16 protein-coding genes are annotated in these 18,935 nt (G+C 72.1%); 9 read left to right on the top strand and 7 right to left on the bottom strand.

Going from position 1 to position 18,935, the window contains the following annotated elements:
- Positions 1-2 precede the first annotated feature (2 nt).
- Genes AQJ64_RS31205 through AQJ64_RS31195 form a run of 3 tightly spaced genes read right to left on the bottom strand, consistent with a single transcriptional unit; the run spans position 3 to position 2,576 of the window.
- Positions 3-773 (bottom strand): energy-coupling factor ABC transporter ATP-binding protein, encoded by a 771-nt coding sequence (locus tag AQJ64_RS31205; RefSeq protein WP_206189671.1) that lies wholly within the window; start codon positions 771-773, stop codon positions 3-5.
- Positions 761-1,522 (bottom strand): cobalt ECF transporter T component CbiQ, encoded by a 762-nt coding sequence (gene cbiQ, locus AQJ64_RS31200; protein ID WP_055633213.1) that lies wholly within the window; start codon positions 1,520-1,522, stop codon positions 761-763. Before cbiQ ends, AQJ64_RS31205 begins: the two co-directional genes overlap by 13 nt.
- Positions 1,523-1,526: 4 nt before the next feature.
- Entirely contained in the window at positions 1,527-2,576 is a 1,050-nt protein-coding gene (locus AQJ64_RS31195; protein WP_055633212.1) for an energy-coupling factor ABC transporter permease, read from the bottom strand.
- 192 nt (positions 2,577-2,768) lie between these two features.
- Here AQJ64_RS31195 and AQJ64_RS31190 point away from each other — a divergent pair, with 192 nt between their 5' ends.
- Positions 2,769-3,122 carry an SsgA family sporulation/cell division regulator gene (locus AQJ64_RS31190; RefSeq protein WP_055633211.1) on the top strand — a complete coding sequence of 118 codons (354 nt, stop codon included), beginning with the start codon at positions 2,769-2,771 and terminating at the stop codon, positions 3,120-3,122.
- A gap of 9 nt (positions 3,123-3,131) precedes the next feature.
- On the opposite strand, the gene AQJ64_RS31185 is transcribed toward AQJ64_RS31190, so the two are convergent.
- From AQJ64_RS31185 to AQJ64_RS31175, 3 genes are all read right to left on the bottom strand, one after another.
- Complete coding sequence (locus AQJ64_RS31185) at positions 3,132-4,796, bottom strand: penicillin-binding transpeptidase domain-containing protein (protein WP_055633210.1); 1,665 nt, start codon at positions 4,794-4,796, stop codon at positions 3,132-3,134.
- Between the two features lie 172 nt (positions 4,797-4,968).
- Positions 4,969-6,591, bottom strand: coding sequence for a penicillin-binding transpeptidase domain-containing protein (locus tag AQJ64_RS31180; protein ID WP_055633209.1), 1,623 nt, complete (start codon positions 6,589-6,591; stop codon positions 4,969-4,971).
- A 152-nt stretch (positions 6,592-6,743) separates the two neighbouring features.
- Positions 6,744-8,537, bottom strand: coding sequence for a dolichyl-phosphate-mannose--protein mannosyltransferase (locus AQJ64_RS31175; RefSeq protein ID WP_055633208.1), 1,794 nt, complete (start codon positions 8,535-8,537; stop codon positions 6,744-6,746).
- A gap of 118 nt (positions 8,538-8,655) precedes the next feature.
- On the opposite strand from AQJ64_RS31175, the gene rsmI reads away from it, so the two are divergent.
- The 6 genes from rsmI (at position 8,656) to AQJ64_RS31145 (ending at position 14,427) form a co-directional block, all read left to right on the top strand.
- Positions 8,656-9,528 carry a 16S rRNA (cytidine(1402)-2'-O)-methyltransferase gene (gene rsmI / locus AQJ64_RS31170; protein ID WP_240512567.1) on the top strand — a complete coding sequence of 291 codons (873 nt, stop codon included), beginning with the start codon at positions 8,656-8,658 and terminating at the stop codon, positions 9,526-9,528.
- Between the two features lie 244 nt (positions 9,529-9,772).
- The gene (locus AQJ64_RS31165; protein ID WP_055633206.1) at positions 9,773-10,171 is read left to right on the top strand and encodes a hypothetical protein; all 399 of its coding nucleotides are present in this window, start codon (positions 9,773-9,775) and stop codon (positions 10,169-10,171) included.
- Positions 10,172-10,239: 68 nt separating this feature from the next.
- Positions 10,240-11,118: a TatD family hydrolase gene (locus AQJ64_RS31160; RefSeq protein WP_055633205.1), complete on the top strand. Its 879-nt coding sequence runs from the start codon at positions 10,240-10,242 to the stop codon at positions 11,116-11,118.
- A gap of 132 nt (positions 11,119-11,250) precedes the next feature.
- Positions 11,251-12,630, top strand: a complete 1,380-nt coding sequence (locus AQJ64_RS31155) for a resuscitation-promoting factor (protein ID WP_059203201.1) — start codon at positions 11,251-11,253, stop codon at positions 12,628-12,630.
- Between the two features lie 34 nt (positions 12,631-12,664).
- Entirely contained in the window at positions 12,665-13,537 is an 873-nt protein-coding gene (gene rsmA / locus AQJ64_RS31150; RefSeq protein ID WP_055638145.1) for a 16S rRNA (adenine(1518)-N(6)/adenine(1519)-N(6))-dimethyltransferase RsmA, read from the top strand.
- The gene (locus AQJ64_RS31145; RefSeq protein WP_055638144.1) at positions 13,534-14,427 is read left to right on the top strand and encodes a 4-(cytidine 5'-diphospho)-2-C-methyl-D-erythritol kinase; all 894 of its coding nucleotides are present in this window, start codon (positions 13,534-13,536) and stop codon (positions 14,425-14,427) included. Before rsmA ends, AQJ64_RS31145 begins: the two co-directional genes overlap by 4 nt.
- Before the next feature lie 14 nt (positions 14,428-14,441).
- Here AQJ64_RS31145 and AQJ64_RS31140 read toward each other — a convergent pair whose 3' ends face one another.
- Positions 14,442-15,035 carry a Uma2 family endonuclease gene (locus AQJ64_RS31140; protein ID WP_055638143.1) on the bottom strand — a complete coding sequence of 198 codons (594 nt, stop codon included), beginning with the start codon at positions 15,033-15,035 and terminating at the stop codon, positions 14,442-14,444.
- Positions 15,036-15,191: 156 nt separating this feature from the next.
- Here AQJ64_RS31140 and AQJ64_RS31135 point away from each other — a divergent pair, with 156 nt between their 5' ends.
- Positions 15,192-17,000, top strand: a complete 1,809-nt coding sequence (locus AQJ64_RS31135) for an ABC-F family ATP-binding cassette domain-containing protein (RefSeq protein WP_059203200.1) — start codon at positions 15,192-15,194, stop codon at positions 16,998-17,000.
- 168 nt (positions 17,001-17,168) lie between these two features.
- Positions 17,169-18,893: an outer membrane protein assembly factor BamB family protein gene (locus AQJ64_RS31130; protein WP_059203199.1), complete on the top strand. Its 1,725-nt coding sequence runs from the start codon at positions 17,169-17,171 to the stop codon at positions 18,891-18,893.
- Positions 18,894-18,935 lie beyond the last annotated feature (42 nt).

The raw sequence follows: 18,935 nt of genomic DNA, 5'->3' as shown, positions 1-18,935 counted from the left end.
TGTCACGCACCCATTGTGACGGAGCGCGGGTCGAACCCGAAGGGCAGCTCCAGGCGATGCGCGTTCATCAGTGCCTCGTCGGCGAGGAGTTCGCCCGTGCGGCCGTCCGCGGCGATCACGCCCTCGCTCAGGATCAGCGAGCGCGGGCACAGTTCCAGGGCGTACGGCAGGTCGTGCGTGACCATCAGCACGGTCACGTCCAGCGAGCGCAGGATGTCGGCGAGCTCACGGCGCGAGGCGGGGTCGAGGTTGGAGGACGGCTCGTCCAGGACGAGGATCTCCGGCTCCATCGCCAGGACGGTCGCGACGGCGACCCGGCGGCGCTGACCGAACGACAGGTGGTGCGGCGGGCGGTCCTTGAACTCCGCCATGCCGACCTGTGCGAGCGCGCGGTCCACCCGCTCCTCCAGCTCCGCGCCCTTCAGCCCGGCGGCGGCCGGACCGAACGCCACGTCCTCGCGGACCGTCGGCATGAACAGCTGGTCGTCCGGGTCCTGGAAGACCAGGCCGACCTTGCGGCGGATCTCCGCCATGTGCCGCTTGCCGACGGGCAGTCCGGCGACCGTCACCGTGCCCGCCCCGCCGGTCAGGATGCCGTTGAGGTGCAGCACGAGGGTCGTCTTGCCGGCGCCGTTCGGCCCGAGCAGCGCGACCCGCTCCCCGCGCGCGACGCTGAAATCCACGCCGAACAGCGCCTGATGGCCGTCGGGGTAGGCGAAGGCGAGGCCGGAGACCTCCAGTGAAGCAGTCGGTGAAGCAGTCACAGTGTCCATCCCACCACGCAGACGACCAGGGCGGCGACCGGCAGGGCGAGGGCGTACGACCACTGCGCCCGGGACGCGGTCACCTCGTCGATCACCGGCATCGAACCGGCGTACCCCCGGCTGACCATCGCCAGATGCACCCGCTCGCCGCGTTCGTAGGAGCGGATGAACAGCGCGCCCGCCGACTTGGCGAGGACGCCCCAGTGCCGTACGCCCTTCGCCTCGAAGCCGCGCGACTCGCGCGCGATCCGCATCCGCCGCATCTCGTCGGTGATGACATCGCCGTAGCGGATCATGAAGGACGCGATCTGCACCAGCAGCGGGGGCAGCTTCAGGCGCTGGAGGCCGAGGAGCAGCTCCCGCAGCTCCGTGGTGGCCGCCAGGAGCACGGAGGCGGCGACGCCCAGGGTGCCCTTGGCGAGGACGTTCCAGGCGCCCCAGAGGCCGTTCACGCTGAGGGAGAGCCCGAGGACGTCCACCCGCTCGCCCTCCGCCACGAACGGCATCAGCACCGCGAACGCGACGAACGGCACCTCGATCAGCAGACGTTTGAGGAGGAAGCGAGCGGGCACGCGCGCGTGCCGGGCGACGGAGGCGAGCAGCACGGCGTACAGGCCGAACGCCCACATCGCCTCCCGGGGCGTCGACACGACGACGACCACGAACGCGAAGACGGCGGCGAGTTTGGTGTGCGGCGGCAGCCCGTGCACGGGCGAGTGTCCGTGCCGGTAGAGCCGGTGCGCGTGTCCCGCTCCCACGCCGTCAGACGTTCTCTACGGCGGTGGGGGAGGCGTCCGCCGTACGGCGCCGGCGCACCGCCCAGAACACCGCGCTGCCCGCGACGACGGTCACGCCCACGCCGATCACGCCCGCGAGACCGCCGGACAGCCGGGCGTCCGTGACGTCCTTGACGCCGTAGCCGGCGAGCGGGGAGTCCGCGCTCGCGTGGCCCTCGGTCCTCTGGTCGATGCCCTGGTCGGCGGCGACCTTCTCCAGGCCGTCGGGGTTCGCGGAGGCGTAGAAGCTGACGAAGCCCGCGAGGACCAGGGAGGTGACCAGGCCGGTCACCCACAGCGTGCGCCGCGAGGTGCGCGCCGGGGCGGGCGCCGGGTGCGCGGCGGGGGCGTCGACCAGTTCGCCGTTCACGCGCAGTCTGAGCCTCTGCTGGAGGCCGCGCGCGCCGTACACGAGATCCGGTCGTACGGCGATCACGGCGCCGACCGTCAGCGCGGTGATGGCGGCCTCGCCGATGCCGATCAGCACGTGCACGCCGACCATCGCGGTGGCGACCTTGCCGATCGCCACGTCGGTGGTGCCGCCGATCCAGTACAGGAACGTGAAGACCACGGCCGCCGCGGGGACGGACAGCAGGGCGGCGACGAAGGAGGCGACCGTGACCGAGCGGCGGGTGCGCGGCAGCACCTTCACCAGGCCGCGGAAGACGGCGTACGCCACGACCGTCGTCACGATCGCCATGTCGGTGATGTTCACGCCGAGCGCGGTCAGCCCGCCGTCGGCGAAGAGGATGCCCTGCATCAGCAGCACCACGGACACGCAGAGGACGCCGGTGTAGGGGCCCACGAGTATCGCGGCCAGCGCGCCGCCCAGCAGATGGCCGCTGGTGCCCGCCGCGACGGGGAAGTTCAGCATCTGCACGGCGAAGATGAACGCCGCGACCAGGCCGGCCAGCGGGGCCGTCCGTTCGTCGAGCTCACGGCGCGCGCCGCGCAGGCTCACGGCGATGGCGCCCGCGGCGACGACTCCGGTCACGGCGGAGGTCGGGGCGTTGATGAATCCGTCGGGTACGTGCACCCGTCGATGATAGAGGCTTAATGCGAATGGTTCGCAAGAGCGAGGGGCTTGTGAATCGAGGCGCTTCGTGCGGCGTATCGCACATGTGAGATACCCCCGCTCGGAGGAGCGCATTCCGGAAAATATGCGACATTGGAGGGGGAGTCGACACACAGCTTCCCCCTGGGTCACGCAGCGTGAGAGGGCCGGCCGATGTCCGTAGTCGAGCAGTACGAGCGAGCCCACATCGTCACGGACGCGGACCTGGTCGCGGAGGAGCGCGACGCCGTTCCCGTCGTCCTGCGCTACGACCCCGAGGACGATCCGCGGTCCGTGCGGGTGGGGCTGCCCGACCGGCACGAGTGGACGTTCGCGCGGACCCTGCTGGAGCAGGGGCTGCGGGCGCCGGCCGGGACGGGGGAGGTGCGGGTGTGGCCGCTCGGGCGGGTGCAGGCGGTCGTCGAGTTCCACTCCTCGCAGGGTGTTTCGGTGGTGCAGTTCGATGCGCAGGCGCTGCTGCGGTTTCTGCGGCGGACCTATATGGCGGGGGAGCCGGTGGCGCGCTAGGGCCGCTGATCAGCCGCCCATCTTCAGGAGTGCTGCCACGATGGGCCCGGCGGTGTCTCCCCCGTGGCCGCCGGCCTGGACCACTCCCGCCGCCGCCAGGTCGCCCTTGTAGGCCGTGAACCAGCCGTTCGGCTGGGACTGGCCGTCGACCTCCGCCGAGCCGGTCTTCGCGCCGTAGTCGGGGCCGAGGCCCGACATCGCCTCGGCGGCGGTGCCGTAGGCCGCGGTGTAGTTCATCAGCTCGCGCAGCTGGGACAGGGTGGACGCGGACATCGTGCGGGAGGCCGTGGCGAGGGTGCGGTGGTCGACCGACGGGGAGACCAGGTACGGCTGGTGGAAGGCGCCCGACTTCACCGTCGCCGAGACCGACGCCATGTTCAGCGGGTTCATCCGCACCCCGCCCTGGCCGATCAGGGACGCCGCCATCTGGGCCGCCGACTGCACCGGCACCGAGCCGTCGAACGACGGGACGCCGATGGCCCAGTTGTTCATCGACAGACCGAACACCTCCTGCGCCTGCTGCGTCAGGGTGTCGTCGTCGAGCTCACCCGCCTGGCTGATGAAGGCCGTGTTGCAGGAGCGCGCGAAGCTCGCCTTGAAGGTGCCGCCCTTGATCTGGAAGTCGTCGTCGTTGTGGAACTTCCAGCCGCCGTAGGTGAACGTCTTCGGGCAGGGGTGCACCTTGTCCGCCGACGCCAGCCCCTTCTCGATGAGCACCGACGAGCTGACGATCTTCCAGGTGGAGCCGGGCGCGAGGGAGCCGTTGAACGCGGTGTTGAAGCCGTGGCCGGTGTTGGCCACCGCGAGGATCTCGCCGGTGGAGGGGCGCAGGACGACGACGGACGCGCGCGCGGTCTTCGCGACCTGCTGCTCGGCGGCGGCCTGGAGGGTCGGGCTCAGGGTGGTCCTCACGGTGCCCGGGGTGCCCTTGCCGAGCTCCAGGAGGGTCTTGTCGGAGGCCTTCTTCGCCTTCGACGCCTTGCCGCGCACCACCCGCAGTTCGACGCCCGCCGTACCGCCCGCCTTCTTGCCGTACTTCTCCCGCAGGCCGTCCAGCACCGTGCCCAGGGAGGGGTACTCGGCGGCCGTGATCTCGCCGCCGTCCCGGTCGAGCGCCCTGACCGGGGGGTTGCCCGCCTCGCCGGTCACCAGGGTGTCCCCGTCGGAGAGGTCGGGGTGGACGACGGACGCGTGCCAGTCGACGGTCGCCCGGCCGTCCTTCGCCCGGCGTACGACGGTCAGCGCGCTGTCGTACGACAGCGGCTTGCTGACCTTCTTGTACGTCACCGTCCCCTTCACCGAGAAGGCGACGGTGTCGCCCGTGCGCCGGCCGGCGGTGAGGGTGACGTCCGAGACCCGGGCGTCCTCGGTGTAGCCGGTGAGCAGGGCGGTGGCGGCCGTGGAGTCGTCGGTGGCGGCCGCCGCCTTCGCGACCGAGCCCTGCTGCCAGGCCGTGAGGAACGTACGGGCCGCGGTGGTCACCTCGGTCGCCGACAGCGGGCCGGTCTTGACGACCGGCTTCGGCTTCGCCGCCGTTCCGGCCCCGGCCGCCGCGCCGCCGTAGAGCGCGTAGACGCCGATCCCGGCCCCGACGACGACGACGGCGACCATGCCGCCGACGACGGCGGGCCGTCGTGTGCTGCGCCGCTCGTCGACGCGCCTTCTCTTGCCCACAGCCTGTGATCCTCCGGATCCCCAGGGGGCTCCCCTTGCCCCAGTGCCCTCGTTGCCCTCACTCACCCCAACGACGGCAACCACCCTAGAGTCCCGTGCTGTGGGGGTGACGTCATGTGTGACGTCACCCACTCACCTGTTACAGACTTGAACCGGCGGATTCGGCGTGACGTCACCCGGCGCGCAGGACCTGCGCGACGAGCGGGCCGGACGCGTCCACGCCGTGGCCGCCGTCCTGGACCAGAGCCGCGGCGGCCACGTCGTCGCGGTAGCCGGTGAACCAGCTGTCCGACTTGGCCTGGCCGTCGACCTCGGCGGAGCCGGTCTTCGCGCCGATGCGGCCGCCGAGGCCGGACATCACCTCGGCGGCGGTGCCGCTGGTCGCGGTGCGGTTCATCATGGCGCGCAGTTGCTCCACGGTGCTCGCCGACAGCCCACGCGCGCGTGCCAGTTCACGGTCGTCCAGGCTCTGCGGCACGATCACCGGCTGCCGGAAGGCGCCCGTCATCGCGGTCGCCGTCACCGAGGCCAGGTTCAGCGGGTTCACCTGGACCTGGCCCTGTCCGATCAGGTTGGCCGCGGTGTCCGGGCCGCCGGAGGCGGGGACCGAGCCGTCGAAGGACGGGATGCCGGTCTTCCAGTCGAGGCCGATCCCGAAGCGGTCCTCGGCCTCGTTGGTGAGGGAGTCGACCTTCACCTCGTCGGCGAACTTCACGAAGGCCGTGTTGCAGGAGCGGGCGAAGCTCTCGGAGAGGGTGGCGTTCTCGTCGGGGGGCATGTTCTTGATGTTGTGGAAGGTCTGGCTCTGCCACACGGCGTCGGCGGGACAGGGCGCGGGCCCGTTCGCCGTGGTGATCCCGTTGTCGATGAGGGTGGCGGCACTGACGATCTTCCACGTGGAGCCGGGGGCGACCTGGCCGAGGAACGCGGCGTTCCAGCCGTCGGTGCGGTTGTTGGCGACCGCCAGCACCTCGCCGGTGCTCGGCTTGACGGCCACCACCGAGGACTGGGAGTACTTCGTGACCGCCTTCTCGGCCGCCGCCTGCACGCTCGCGCTGAGTGTGGTGGGCAGCTTGCCCGCCTTGCCCTGCGCGAGGGTCAGCAGCGGGGTGTCGGCGGTGTCCGGGGCGGCGTGCCGGATCGCCAGCTCGATGCCCGGGGTGCCGCCCGCCTTGTCGCCGTACTTGGCGCGCAGCTCGTCGAGGATCGGGCCGAGCGAGGGGTACTTCTCCTTGGTGAGCACCTTGCCGCCGCGGTCGACGGCCTCGATCGGCGGGGCGGACGCGTCGCCGGTGACCAGGGTGTCGTCCATGTCCTTCAGCCCGGGGTGGACGACCGACGGCTGCCAGTCCACGAGCGCCTTCCCGGTGGTCAGCCCGCGCACCACGGTCAGCTCGCTCCTGTAGTCCAGCGGCTTGGACTTCCCCTCGTACGACACGGTCGCCCTGACGCTGAACGGCACGGTGTCCCCGGTGGCGGCGCCCGGGGTGATCTTCACGCCGCCGATGTGGGCGGTCCCGCCGTACGCGGTCAGCAGCGGCTCCGCCTTCTCCGCGTTGTTGGTGAGCGCGGCCGCGCTCGCCGCCTCGCCCTTCTCCCACGCGGCGAAGAACTTCGTGCTGGTGTCCTTCACCTCGCCGCTGCTCGGCGGCCCGGTCTTCACGGGCGCGGGCCCACCGCCGCCCGCGCCGCCCCCGCTCACCGCGTTCACGATGTTGAAGGCCCCGTACCCGGCCCCGCCCACCATCACGACGAACACCGAGCCGACTATCGCCGCCTTCGCCCCCTTGCGCATGTGCGAATCCTCCCCGTCGACACCCTCACGGCATTTCTGAACACGTTCAGAAATCTCTGCTCAGGCTCACAGTAAGCAGAAAGGAAGGGGCGGGCGACGGGAGTTTCCGCAATCGTTAGCCGAGGGTGCTCAACCGCATACGTGAACGCCGGCTACACCCACGTATCGATCCACATCCGCGACCGCCACTGGTCGATCGGGATCGACGTCCCCGTGAACAGCGGCCAGAAGTAGATGAAGTTCCAGGCGATCAGGAGGACCAGGACGCCCGCGCCGGTGGCGCCGGCCACGCGGCGGGTGTCCGTGGAGCCCGGGGGGCCGATGATCGCGCCGAGCATCATCGCGACCGCGAGGCACAGGAAGGGGAGGAAGACGACGGCGTAGAAGAGGAAGATCGTGCGCTCCTGGTACATGAACCAGGGGAGGTAGCCGGCCGCGATGCCGCAGGCGATCGCGCCCGCGCGCCAGTCACGGCGGAAGAGCCAGCGCCACAGGACGTAGAGGACCGCGAAGCAGGCGGCCCACCACAGCAGCGGGGTGCCGATCGCGAGGACCTCGCGGGCGCACTTCCCGCCCGCGTCGACGGGGCAGCCGTCCGTCCCGGGGGAGGGGGACTCGTAGAAGTAGGAGACCGGGCGGCCGAGGACCAGCCAGCTCCACGGGTTCGACTGGTAGTTGTGCGGAGAGGTGAGGTGGGTGTGGAACTCGTACACCTCGTGCTCGTAGTGCCACAGGCTCCGCCACCAGTCCGGGAACAGCCAGGTCCAGCTGCCGCCCTTGCCGTCGGTGGCCGCCCAGTTGCGGTAGTAGCCGCCCGAACCGTCGCTCGGGGAGAGGATCCAGCCCGTCCAGGAGACCAGGTAGGTGACCAGGGCGACCGGGATCGTCGCGAGGAAGGTCAGGCCCGTGTCGTGCCTGAGGACCGCCCGGTAGGGGCGGCGGGCGCCGGCCACCCGGCGGGAGCCCACGTCCCAGAGCAGGGTCATCAGAAGGAACGCGGCCATGATGTACAGCGCGTTCCACTTGGTGCCGATGGCCAGGCCGAACATCAGACCCGCCGCCCAGCGCCAGGGGCGCAGCCCGAGGCGCGCGGTCTCGGCGATGTGCGCGTCCGGGCGCACCCGGCCGTCCCCGTCCGGCGGCAGGGCCGCGGCGAGCCGCGCGCGAGCCCGGTCCCGGTCGATCACCAGACACCCGAACGCCGCCAGCACGAAGAACATCAGCACCCCGTCGAGCAGCGAGGTGCGGCTCATCACGAAGGCCAGCCCGTCCACCGCCATCAGCGCGCCCGCGAGACAGCCGAGGAAGGTGGAGCGGAAGATGCGGCGGCCGATCCGGCACAGCAGCAGCACGGACAGCGTGCCCAGCAGCGCCGTCATGAAGCGCCAGCCGAACGGATCGAACCCGAAGATCAGCTCGCCCAGCCCGATGACGTACTTGCCGACCGGCGGATGCACGACGTACGCCGCGTCGGTGGGGACGGCGACATGGCCGCCTGAGGAGAGGATGAGGTCGTTGGCGTTCTTGTCCCAGTTGACCTCGAACCCGCGGTGGACGAGCGCCCACGCGTCCTTGGCGTAGTACGTCTCGTCGAATATCACCTTCTTCGGGTTGCCCAGGTTCCAGAACCGCATGACGCCCGCCACCAGTGTGACCAGCAGCGGACCGCCCCAGCCCGACCAGCGCGTGATCCGGTCCGCCCACACCGGCGGCAGCCCCAGCGTCTGCCACAGCCGGGGACTGGGCCGCGTGTACGGCGGCACCAGCCTCGCCCGGACATCGGCCGCGGGCTCGGCCGCGTACCCGAAGCGGCGCAGCCGCTCCCGCCACGACGACGGCCGCCGGTCGTGCGGGCCGTCGTGCGCGGTCGCTGCGGTCGCTGCGGGCCGGTGGTCAGTGGAGCCCGTGGAGCCCGTGGAGTCCATGGAGGACGCGGTACTGGTCACCGCGCCATCGTAGGGAACAGGGCTGTGTGAGTCCCGTGCATGGGTCCAGTCGGCCGGTCACGCCGGGCGTCACGCCGGGCGTCACGCCGGGCACACGGCGCCTGCGAGGATGGGGAACGTGACAGACACGCCCGCTCTCGCGCCCGGAACCCTCGTCCTCGCCGGCACCCCCATCGGCGACGTCTCCGACGCCCCGCCGCGGCTCGCCGAGGAGCTGGCCGGTGCCGATGTCGTCGCCGCCGAGGACACCCGCAGGCTGCGCCGGCTGACCCAGGCCCTCGGTGTGACGCCCAAGGGGCGGATCGTGTCGTACTTCGAGGGCAACGAGTCGGCCCGTACGCCCGAGCTCGTCGAGGACCTGCTGGGCGGCGCGCGCGTGCTGCTCGTCACCGACGCGGGCATGCCGTCGGTCTCCGACCCGGGCTACCGGCTGGTCGCCGCGGCCGTCGAACGGGACATCCGGGTCACCGCCGTGCCCGGCCCGTCCGCCGTGCTCACCGCGCTCGCCCTGTCCGGGCTGCCCGTCGACCGGTTCTGCTTCGAGGGGTTCCTGCCGAGGAAGGCGGGGGAGCGGCTGTCGCGGCTGCGGGAGGTCGCCGAGGAGCGGCGCACCCTCGTCTACTTCGAGGCCCCGCACCGCCTCGACGACACCCTCGCCGCGATGGCGGAGGTGTTCGGCGCGGACCGGCGGGCCGCGGTCTGCCGTGAGCTGACCAAGACGTACGAAGAGGTCAGGCGCGGCCCGCTGGACGAGCTGGCCGCGTGGGCGGCGGAGGGCGTACGCGGGGAGATCACCGTCGTCGTCTCCGGTGCGCCCGAGCGCGGCCCCGAGGAGCTCGACGCGGCGGAGCTGGTGCGGCGGGTGCGGGTGCGCGAGGAGGCCGGAGAGCGCCGCAAGGAGGCCATCGCGGCGGTCGCGGCCGAGGCGGGACTGCCCAAGCGCGAGGTGTTCGACGCGGTGGTGGCGGCGAAGAACGCCGGGGGTCTGTGAGGTTCGAGAAGGTGTCGTGAAGGCGTTCGCAGGAGTGCCGTGAGGCCGCTCACACCCCCTCTGAGCAGGGCGCATGTCGGATGAGCGTGCGCCCCATGTGCGGGCAAAGGGCGCCGGGTCTTGTGGCAAGGGACGCCCAAATCGGCTTCAACACTGCACAGATCGGGTGCCTTTCGGCCGGTGCGAGGCATCCACTGGATGACGGGACGTGACACGTCCCTCCAGCGGACAACAGGAGCTGGCCATGAGTGAGATCACAGGGCAGACCGGCCTTCGCAACGGGGCGACCGGCGTGGTCAACGAGTCGTACTCCTTCGCCTGCATGCGCTGCGGGCACGGGTGGGAGCAGTCGTACGCGATAGAGCACCACATCGACGCCGGCGGACACGAGTTCGTGCAGTACGTGGCGGACGGGCGCGTCGTGCCGTCCCCGCTGAGCCGGCCCGCGTGCCAGAACTGCGACGGGCACGTGGTGCGCATCATGCGGGCCGGACAGGTGTCGTCGGTGCAGGGCGCGGCCCGCCGGGAGCGCGCGGTGTCCCCGGCGGGACCGGTGGAGGTGCCCGAGGTGCCGGCGCGGACCGGGGAACCCCATCACTGGCATCTGTCCGACCTCCTGCACCCCTTCCGCAGGGCGAGCTGAGCGCACGGCGGTCCGCGCGGGCGGAGCGCGGGCGGGGGCGGGGCATGCCCCTTCCGTAGGATCGGGGCATGCCTTCCTCCAGCGACAAGAACGCGGCGCCGCCGCTGCCGGAGCCCCTGCGGGTGCCGGTCGCCGACTCCCACACCCACCTCGACATGCAGTCCGGCACGGTGGCGGAGGGCCTCGCGAAGGCCGCGTCGGTCGGGGTCACGACGGTCGTGCAGGTCGGCTGTGACATCAAGGGCTCCCGCTGGGCGGCCGAGACGGCGGCGGCGTACGAGAACGTCCACGCGGCCGTCGCCCTGCATCCCAACGAGGCGCCCCGCATCGTGCACGGCGACCCCGACGGCTGGTCCCGGCAGGGCGCCCGCGAGCCGGGGGGCGCGGCGGCGCTCGACGAGGCGCTCGCCGAGATCGACCGCCTGGCCGCACTCGGGCACGTCAAGGCGGTCGGTGAGACCGGCCTCGACTACTTCCGCACCGGTCCCGGGGGCAAGGAGGCGCAGGAGCGTTCCTTCCGCGCCCACATCGAGATCGCCAAACGGCACGGCAAGGCCCTCGTCATCCACGACCGCGACGCCCACGCCGACGTCCTGCGGGTCCTGAAGGAGGAGGGCGCCCCCGAGCGGACCGTCTTCCACTGCTACTCCGGCGATGCCGAGATGGCGGAGATCTGCGCCCGCGCCGGGTACTACCTGTCCTTCGCCGGCAACGTGACCTTCAAGAACGCCCAGCACCTGCGCGACGCCCTCGCGGTCGCCCCCCTGGAGCTGGTCCTGGTCGAGACCGACGCCCCCTTCCTCACCCCGGCCCCCTACCGCGGCCGGCCCAACGCGCCCTATCTGATCCCCGTCACGGTGCGCGCCATGGCCGCCGTACGGGACCTCGACGAGGACACCCTGGCGACGGCCCTCGCGGCCAACACCGCACGCGCGTTCGGTTACTGAGGTCCGACCGGGACGCCCGCCGGGGCGCTCGAACACCACGCTGGGTAGCTGTGCCGCTTTGGAGAGTGACCGCCTCTCCGCTAGGTTCTGGGGGCCCGATCTGGACCCCCAGGACCCCTGGAGCATGTCGGCGTGAGCAACTCGCAGCAGTACCACGAGCCGTACGGCGGCGGCGACACGTACGTCGACCTGCACAACGCGGAGACCGTCGCCCACGGCGTGCACACGGGCCATCAGGCCGGTGACGCCCCCCGCCGGCCGCCGTACGACGACACCTACCGGCCCGCCTACGAGGCGCCCCGGCCCCCGGACACGCTCCGGCCGGCGGAACCGTTCCTGCCGCAGCAGGGCGCCCCGGTGCCCGCGGAGGCGGGCCGGCGGGCCGCGCGCCGGCGCAGGGCACGGACCGCCGACCGCCCCGACTCCGCCATGCGCCGGCTGCTCCCGCAGGCCCTCGTCGTCGCCTTCCTCGCCGGCGGCACCACCGCCTTCGTCGCCGAGGACAAGGCGGTCGAGCTGACCGTCGACGGGCGGACGCGCACCCTGCACACCTTCGCCGACGACGTCACCGAACTGCTGGCGGACGAGGGCGTGCCGGTCGGCGCGCACGACGTCGTGGCGCCCGCCCCGGGCACGGCCCTCACCAGCGGCGACGAGATCGAGGTGCACTACGGGCGGCCCGTACGGCTCACCCTGGACGGCCACCGGCACGACCTGTGGACGACCGCCCGCACGGTGGAGGCGGCGCTCGAACAGTTCGGGGTGCGCGCGGACGGCGCGTACCTCTCCCTGGCGCGCACCCGGCGCATCGGGCGGGAGGGGCTCGCGCTGGACGTGCGCACCGAGCGCTCCGTGACGGTCCTGGCCGACGGCCGGGCCCGCACCATCCGCACCAACACGGCGACCGTGCGCGAGGCCGTCGAGCAGGCCGGGATCACCCTGCGCGGCGAGGACACCACCTCCGTCCCGCCCGGCAGCTTCCCGCGCGACGGGCAGACGGTCACCGTGCTGCGGATCACCGGCGGCAAGGAGGTGCGCGAGGAGCCGATCCCGTTCGCCGTGCGGCGCACCGAGGACCCGGCCCTCTTCCGGGGCACGCAGGTCGTCGAGCGGGCCGGACAGCCCGGGCTGCGGCGGATCACCTACGCCCTGCGCACCGTCAACGGGGTGCGGCAGAAGCCGCGGCGGATCGGCACCGAGGTGGTGCGCGCCGCGCGGGACCAGGTGGTGAAGGTCGGGACGAAGCCGCTGCCGACGTCGGCGCGGGGGACCGACGGGCTGAACTGGCAGGGGCTCGCGGCCTGCGAGTCCGGCGGCCGGCCCGACGCGGTCGACCCGTCGGGGACCTACGGCGGGCTGTACCAGTTCGACCACCGCACCTGGCACGCCCTCGGCGGCAGCGGGCGCCCCCAGGACGCACCGGCGGCGGAACAGACCCTGCGCGCGAAGAAGCTGTACGTACGCCGGGGGGCGAGTCCCTGGCCGCACTGCGGGGCACGGCTGCACGGGTGACGGACCGCCCGCCGGGCCCCCGTACCCTTGTCCCGTGAGCAGCCCCACCCCCGACGCCCTCCTCGGCCCCGCCGACATCCGTGAACTCGCGGCGGTCCTCGGTGTGCGTCCCACCAAGCAGCGCGGCCAGAACTTCGTGATCGACGCGAACACGGTCCGCCGTATCGTCCGCACCGCGCAGGTCCGCCCCGACGACGTGGTCGTCGAGGTCGGCCCGGGGCTCGGCTCCCTCACGCTCGCCCTGCTGGAGGCCGCCGACCGGGTCACCGCCGTCGAGATCGACGACGTCCTGGCCGGCGCCCTCCCCGCGACGATCACGGCGCGCATGCCGGAGCGCGCGGAGCGGTTCGCGCTGGTGCACTCCGACGCGATGCACGTCACCGAACTGCCCGGCCCGGCCCCGACCGCGCTGGTCGCGAACCTCCCCTACAACGTGGCCGTGCCCGTCCTGCTGCACATGCTCGCCACCTTCCCGAGCATCGATCGCACCCTCGTGATGGTCCAGTCCGAGGTCGCCGACCGCCTCGCCGCCGCGCCCGGCTCGAAGGTGTACGGCGTCCCCTCCGTCAAGGCCAACTGGTACGCCGAGGTCAAGCGGGCCGGTGCCATCGGCCGCAACGTCTTCTGGCCGGCCCCGAACGTCGACAGCGGGCTCGTCTCACTCGTCCGCCGCACCGAGCCGCTCAGGACCACGGCGTCCAGGGCCGAGGTGTTCGCCGTCGTCGACGCGGCCTTCGCCCAGCGGCGCAAGACCCTGCGCGCGGCGCTCGCCGGCTGGGCGGGTTCGGCGGCGGCGGCCGAGGCGGCGCTGGTCGCGGCCGGGGTGTCCCCGCAGGCGCGCGGCGAGTCGCTGACCGTCGAGGAATTCGCCCGGATCGCCGAGAACAAGCAGGAGACCGCAGCGTGAGCGTCACCGTCCGCGTGCCGGCCAAGGTCAACGTCCAGCTCGCGGTGGGTGCCGCGCGCGCGGACGGGTTCCACGACCTGGCGAACGTGTTCCTGGCCGTCGGCCTGTACGACGAGATCACGGTGACCCCGGCCGACGCACTCCGCGTCACCTGTGAGGGCCCGGACGCCGCCCAGGTCCCCCTGGACCGTACGAACCTCGCCGCCCGCGCGGCACTCGCCCTCGCCGAGCGCTACGACCGTGACCCCCGCGTCCATCTGCACATCGCCAAGGACATCCCGGTGGCCGGCGGCATGGCGGGCGGCAGCGCGGACGGGGCGGGCGCGCTGCTGGCCTGCGACACGCTGTGGGGCATCGGCGCGCCCCGCGGTGAGCTCCTCGACATCTGCGCCGAGCTGGGCAGCGACGTCCCCTTCAGCCTGGTCGGCGGGGCGGCCCTCGGCACCGGGCGCGGTGAGAAGCTGACGCCGCTGGAGGTGGGCGGCACCTTCCACTGGGTGTTCGCGATGGCCGAGCGGGGGCTGTCGACCCCGGCCGTGTTCCGTGAGTTCGACCGCCTGGCCGAGGGCCGGGACATCCCCGAGCCGGTCGCCTCCGAGGCACTCCTGGACGCCCTGGCAGCCGGCGACCCCGACGCACTCGCGGCCACCGTCTCCAACGACCTCCAGCCGGCCGCGCTCTCGCTCTTCCCCGAGCTGGCGGACACGCTGGCGGCAGGGCGCGGGGCGGGCGCACTGGCCGCGCTGGTCTCCGGGTCCGGCCCGACGACGGCCTTCCTCGTGCGTGACCCGGGATCGGCCGAGTCGGTGGCCGAGGCCCTGCGCGTCTCCGGCACCTGCCGCACGGTGCGGGTGGCGACGGCGCCTGCGGCGGGGGCGACGGTTCTCTGAGGGGCGGTTCCGCCTCAGAGTTCGTCGATGGCGGTCAGGTCGATGTCGATGTCGAACGGCACGCTGAGCTTGACGTGGTCGTGGTGGATGCCGGTCAGCACGTACGTGCCAGTGGCCTCGCCGCGCTCGTAGACCTGGACGGTCGGCCGGTCGTCCTGGCCCGCCATCTCGACCAGCCAGAAGTGCGGGATGCCCGCCGCCGCGTACTTCTGCGGTTTGGTGTTGCGGTCGCGGGCCTCGGAATCCGGTGAGACCACCTCGATGGCGAGCAGGACATCGGCGACTTTGAAGTACGTCTGCGCCCGGCTCCTGACCGCTTCTGCGCGGACAACGGAGATATCCGGTTCTGGGCCGTTGCGGCTGTCGAGCACGACGGTCATCTCACGTTTGACCTTCACTTCTGGCGGGGCCGTGCGCCTCAGGCCGCTCATCAGCATGTCGATCGCATCCGCGTGGAAGATGCGCTGCGCACTCACGAAAACCAGGCTCCCGTCGATCAACTCCGTGTGCGGCGGGAGATCCGGCAGCGTGAACAGGTCATCCACGGTCCAGCCGCCCTGCGGCGGCACCGGCCACTGGACGGGGTCCTGCGCGGACTCGGCGGTCATGGTTCCTCCCATGGACGGGATCCTGCTGCCCGTCCTCCACGGTAGCGACCCCTTCCGATCACGTCATCACAAAGAGTGACAACCCCCTCGCGCTCCGCCCCTCACCCGGCAGGCCCTACGCTAGAAGGCTGACCGACCCCCATGCGCAGGAGAAAAATGGCCGTCAACCTGGTCAATGTCGAGAACGTCAGCAAGGTGTACGGCACCCGTACCCTCCTCGACGGCATCTCGCTCGGCGTGTCCGAAGGGGACCGGATCGGGGTCGTCGGCCGCAACGGCGACGGCAAGACCACCCTGATCCGGATGCTCGCCAAGCTGGAGGAGGCCGACTCCGGTCGGGTCACCCACTCCGGCGGGCTGCGCATGGGCGTCCTCACCCAGCACGACTCCCTCGACCCCGCCGCGACCGTGCGGCACGAGGTCATCCGGGACCTGGCCGACCACGAGTGGGCGGGCAACGCCAAGATCCGGGACGTGCTGACGGGGCTGTTCGGCGGCCTCGACCTGCCCGGCTTCCCGCAGGGGCTCGACACCGTCATCGGACCGCTCTCCGGTGGTGAGCGCCGCCGGATCGCGCTCGCCAAGCTGCTCATCGACGAACAGGACATGATCGTCCTCGACGAGCCGACGAACCACCTCGACGTCGAGGGCATCTCCTGGCTCGCCCGCCATCTCCAGGCCCGCCGCTCGGCGCTGGTGTGCGTCACCCACGACCGCTGGTTCCTCGACCAGGTCTGCACGCGCATGTGGGACGTCCAGCGCGGTGACGTCCACGAGTACGAGGGCGGCTACTCCGACTACGTCTTCGCGCGCGCGGAGCGGGAGCGGATCGCGGCGACCGAGGAGGTCAAGCGGCAGAACCTGGTCCGCAAGGAACTGGCCTGGCTGCGACGCGGCGCCCCCGCGCGCACGTCGAAGCCGCGCTTCCGCGTCGAGGCGGCCAACGAGCTGATCAAGGACGTGCCGCCGCCCCGGGACAGCAGCGAACTGATGAAGTTCGCCTCGTCGCGCCTCGGCAGGACTGTCTTCGACCTCGAGGACGTCTCCGTGCAGGCCGGCCCCAAGGTGCTGCTCGAGCACGTCACCTGGCACCTCGGCCCCGGCGACCGCATCGGCCTGGTCGGCGTCAACGGCGCCGGCAAGACCTCCCTGCTGCGCGCCATGGCCGAGGCATGGCGCACCGAGGGCGAGGCCCAGCCCGCGGGCGGCCGGGTCGTCGTCGGCAAGACCGTGAAGCTCGCCTATCTCTCCCAGGAGGTCGGTGAGCTCGACCCGAACCTGCGGGTCCTGGAGGCCGTCCAGCGGGTGCGCGAGCGCGTCGACCTCGGCAAGGGGCGGGAGATGACGGCGGGCCAGCTGTGCGAGACGTTCGGCTTCAACAAGGAGAAGCAGTGGACGCCGGTCGGCGACCTGTCCGGCGGTGAGCGGCGCCGGCTCCAGCTCCTGCGGCTGCTGATGGACGAGCCCAACGTCCTCTTCCTCGACGAGCCCACCAACGACCTCGACATCGAGACCCTCACCCAGCTCGAGGACGTCCTCGACGGCTGGCCCGGCTCGATGATCGTCATCTCCCACGACCGGTTCTTCGTCGAGCGCACCACCGACCGGGTGTTCGCCCTCCTCGGCGACGCCACGCTGCGGATGCTGCCGCGCGGCATCGACGAGTACCTGGAGCGCCGGGCGCGCTTGGAGGAGGCCGCGGCCTCCTCCGCCCCGGCGGCCGCGCCGAAGCCGGCCACGACCGAGAAGAGCGCCGCCGACCAGCGCGCCGCCAAGAAGGAACTCCAGCGGATCGAACGCCAGTTGGACAAGATCTCCGAGCGGGAGTCCGGGCTGCACGCCCGGATCGCCGACAACGCCACCGACTTCGCGAAGGTCGCCGAACTCGACGCGGAGCTGCGCGGGTTGGCGGGGGAGCGGGAGGACCTGGAGCTGCGCTGGCTGGAACTCGCCGAGGACGCGTAGCACTTCGACACGCGTGCGTGGGCCCCGTGAAGGGGGCGTGAAGGCGCATCACAACGGCATCACGGCCCGGTCCTCCCTTGGGTACAGGGGTGGATCCGGGCCGTTTCGGTGTCCGTGCCGGTGATACAAAGGGCTGGCCAAAAATCAGTGACAAGGGGGAACACGCTGATGGCCCAGCCGCCTGATCAGCCGCCGCAGCAGGGCGGTTTCGGAGCACCGCAGATGCCGCCCCGGCCGCAGGGCCCGCCCGGGTACGGCCATCCGCAGCAGGCAGGACCCTACGGCCCGCCGGCCGCACCGGGACCGTACGGACCGCCCCAGCCGCAGGGGCCGTACGGTCAGCCGGGATCGTACGGTCAGCCCGCCGGCCCGTACGCGCAGCCGCCCCAGCCGGGGTACGGCTATCCGCCCGGCGCGCCCCGGTTCCCCGGTGCCCCCGGCACCCCGCCGCCCGGCCCCGGCCCGCGGGGCCCCTTCAAGGGGCGCCCCGCGATGGTCGTGGCCGCCGCCGTCGCCGCGCTGCTGGTGATCGGCGGGGTCGTGTTCGCGGTCACCGGCGGCGGCGACGACGGCAAGAAGCCGGTCGCGGGCGCGAGCGACGACAAGAAGGGCGCGAGCGACGGCCCGGTCAACCCCGGGGACGGCAGCGGTGACGGCGGCACGGACCCGCAGGACCTCAACGCGGGCCGCAAGGCGGGCGAGGCCAGGGTGCTCTGGTACAAGGAGGCACCGGACGCGCCCGCCGACGGCGCCGACGCACCCGGCATGTGGATCACCTCGAAGGTGGCGGCGAAGGCGGCGTACAAGGAGGTCGTCGCGTACGGCGTCGGCGACGGCAAGCCGGCCTGGGACCCGATCACGTTTCCCCAGAAGATCTGTTCGGTCACCCAGGACAGGACCGCCGACGACAAGATCGTCGTCGCGTACATGAGCGGGGTCAGCGACCGCGCCCAGTGCAATCAGCTCCAGCAGATCGACCTCGCCACCGGCGCCAAGGGCTGGACCGCCAAGGTCGCGGACGGGCAGCTCTTCGACAGCGTCGGCAGCGGCATCGGGCTCTCCCTCGCCGGAAACACGCTGGTCGTGGGCCGCTCGCAGTCCGGGGTGGCGTACGACGCCCGGACCGGCAAGAAGCTGTACGACATCGAGAAGTACGGCGACTCGTGCTTCCCGAAGGCGTTCGCGGGCGGGGCCCGGCTGGTCATGGTGGCGTCCTGTGCCGCCCTGAAGGCCGACGAGCACGTCGAGCTCCAGGAGCTGGACCCGGCGACCGGCAAGGCGAAGTGGACCCGCAAGCTCGACAAGGGCTGGGAGGCCGAGCGGGTCTACTCCCTCGACCCGCTCGTCGTCTACAGCACCAACGACGACAAGAACAGCTGGAACATCTCGACGTTCAAGGCGGACGGCAGCTTCCGTTCGCAGGTCGGTGTCGACGAGGACTTCGACCCGCAGTGCGGCTGGGCGCTCTTCGACAGCGACCTCACCGGCTGCCTCGGCACGGCGGTCGACGCGAACACGCTCTACCTGCCCACCGACGCGAGCGGCGGTGCCAACGAGATCGTCGCGCTCGACCTCTCCACGGGCAAGGAGAAGTGGCGCGTGAAGTCGCCCACCGACGAGCCGATGTCGCCGATGACGACCGGGAGCGGCAGGCTCGTGGCGTACGTCGAGCCGTCCTCCGGCGCGGGCGGCCGGGTGGTGTCGATCCCGACGGCCGGATCCGCGCACACCCCGACGACGCTGCTGCAGATGCCCGCGGGCACGGTCGACCTCGAGGACGGCTTCCACGACGGCGACCGCGCCTGGGCCGACGGCCGTCTCTACCTCTCCTCCACCCAGCTGACCGGCGAGGACGACGGGAAGGAGAAGCTGATGCTCGCCTACGGCAAGTGAGCGGATCCCCTCCACGCCCTTTCCGTCCCGTCGTCCCCAGCG

The sequence above is a fragment of the Streptomyces griseoruber genome (genome assembly GCF_001514205.1).
GTDB classification, from domain to species: domain Bacteria; phylum Actinomycetota; class Actinomycetes; order Streptomycetales; family Streptomycetaceae; genus Streptomyces; species Streptomyces griseoruber.
This window is presented reverse-complemented; position numbering and strand designations above follow the sequence as displayed.

What these genes read in the sequence shown, in the direction of transcription:
- AQJ64_RS31205 (WP_206189671.1), bottom strand. Translation starts at nt 773, where the DNA reads ATGGACACTGTGACTGCTTCACCGACTGCTTCACTGGAGGTCTCCGGC.
- AQJ64_RS31190 (WP_055633211.1), top strand. Translation starts at nt 2,769, where the DNA reads ATGTCCGTAGTCGAGCAGTACGAGCGAGCCCACATCGTCACGGACGCG.
- AQJ64_RS31180 (WP_055633209.1), bottom strand. Translation starts at nt 6,591, where the DNA reads ATGCGCAAGGGGGCGAAGGCGGCGATAGTCGGCTCGGTGTTCGTCGTG.
- AQJ64_RS31165 (WP_055633206.1), top strand. Translation starts at nt 9,773, where the DNA reads ATGAGTGAGATCACAGGGCAGACCGGCCTTCGCAACGGGGCGACCGGC.
- AQJ64_RS31160 (WP_055633205.1), top strand. Translation starts at nt 10,240, where the DNA reads ATGCCTTCCTCCAGCGACAAGAACGCGGCGCCGCCGCTGCCGGAGCCC.
- AQJ64_RS31140 (WP_055638143.1), bottom strand. Translation starts at nt 15,035, where the DNA reads ATGACCGCCGAGTCCGCGCAGGACCCCGTCCAGTGGCCGGTGCCGCCG.
- AQJ64_RS31135 (WP_059203200.1), top strand. Translation starts at nt 15,192, where the DNA reads ATGGCCGTCAACCTGGTCAATGTCGAGAACGTCAGCAAGGTGTACGGC.
- AQJ64_RS31130 (WP_059203199.1), top strand. Translation starts at nt 17,169, where the DNA reads ATGGCCCAGCCGCCTGATCAGCCGCCGCAGCAGGGCGGTTTCGGAGCA.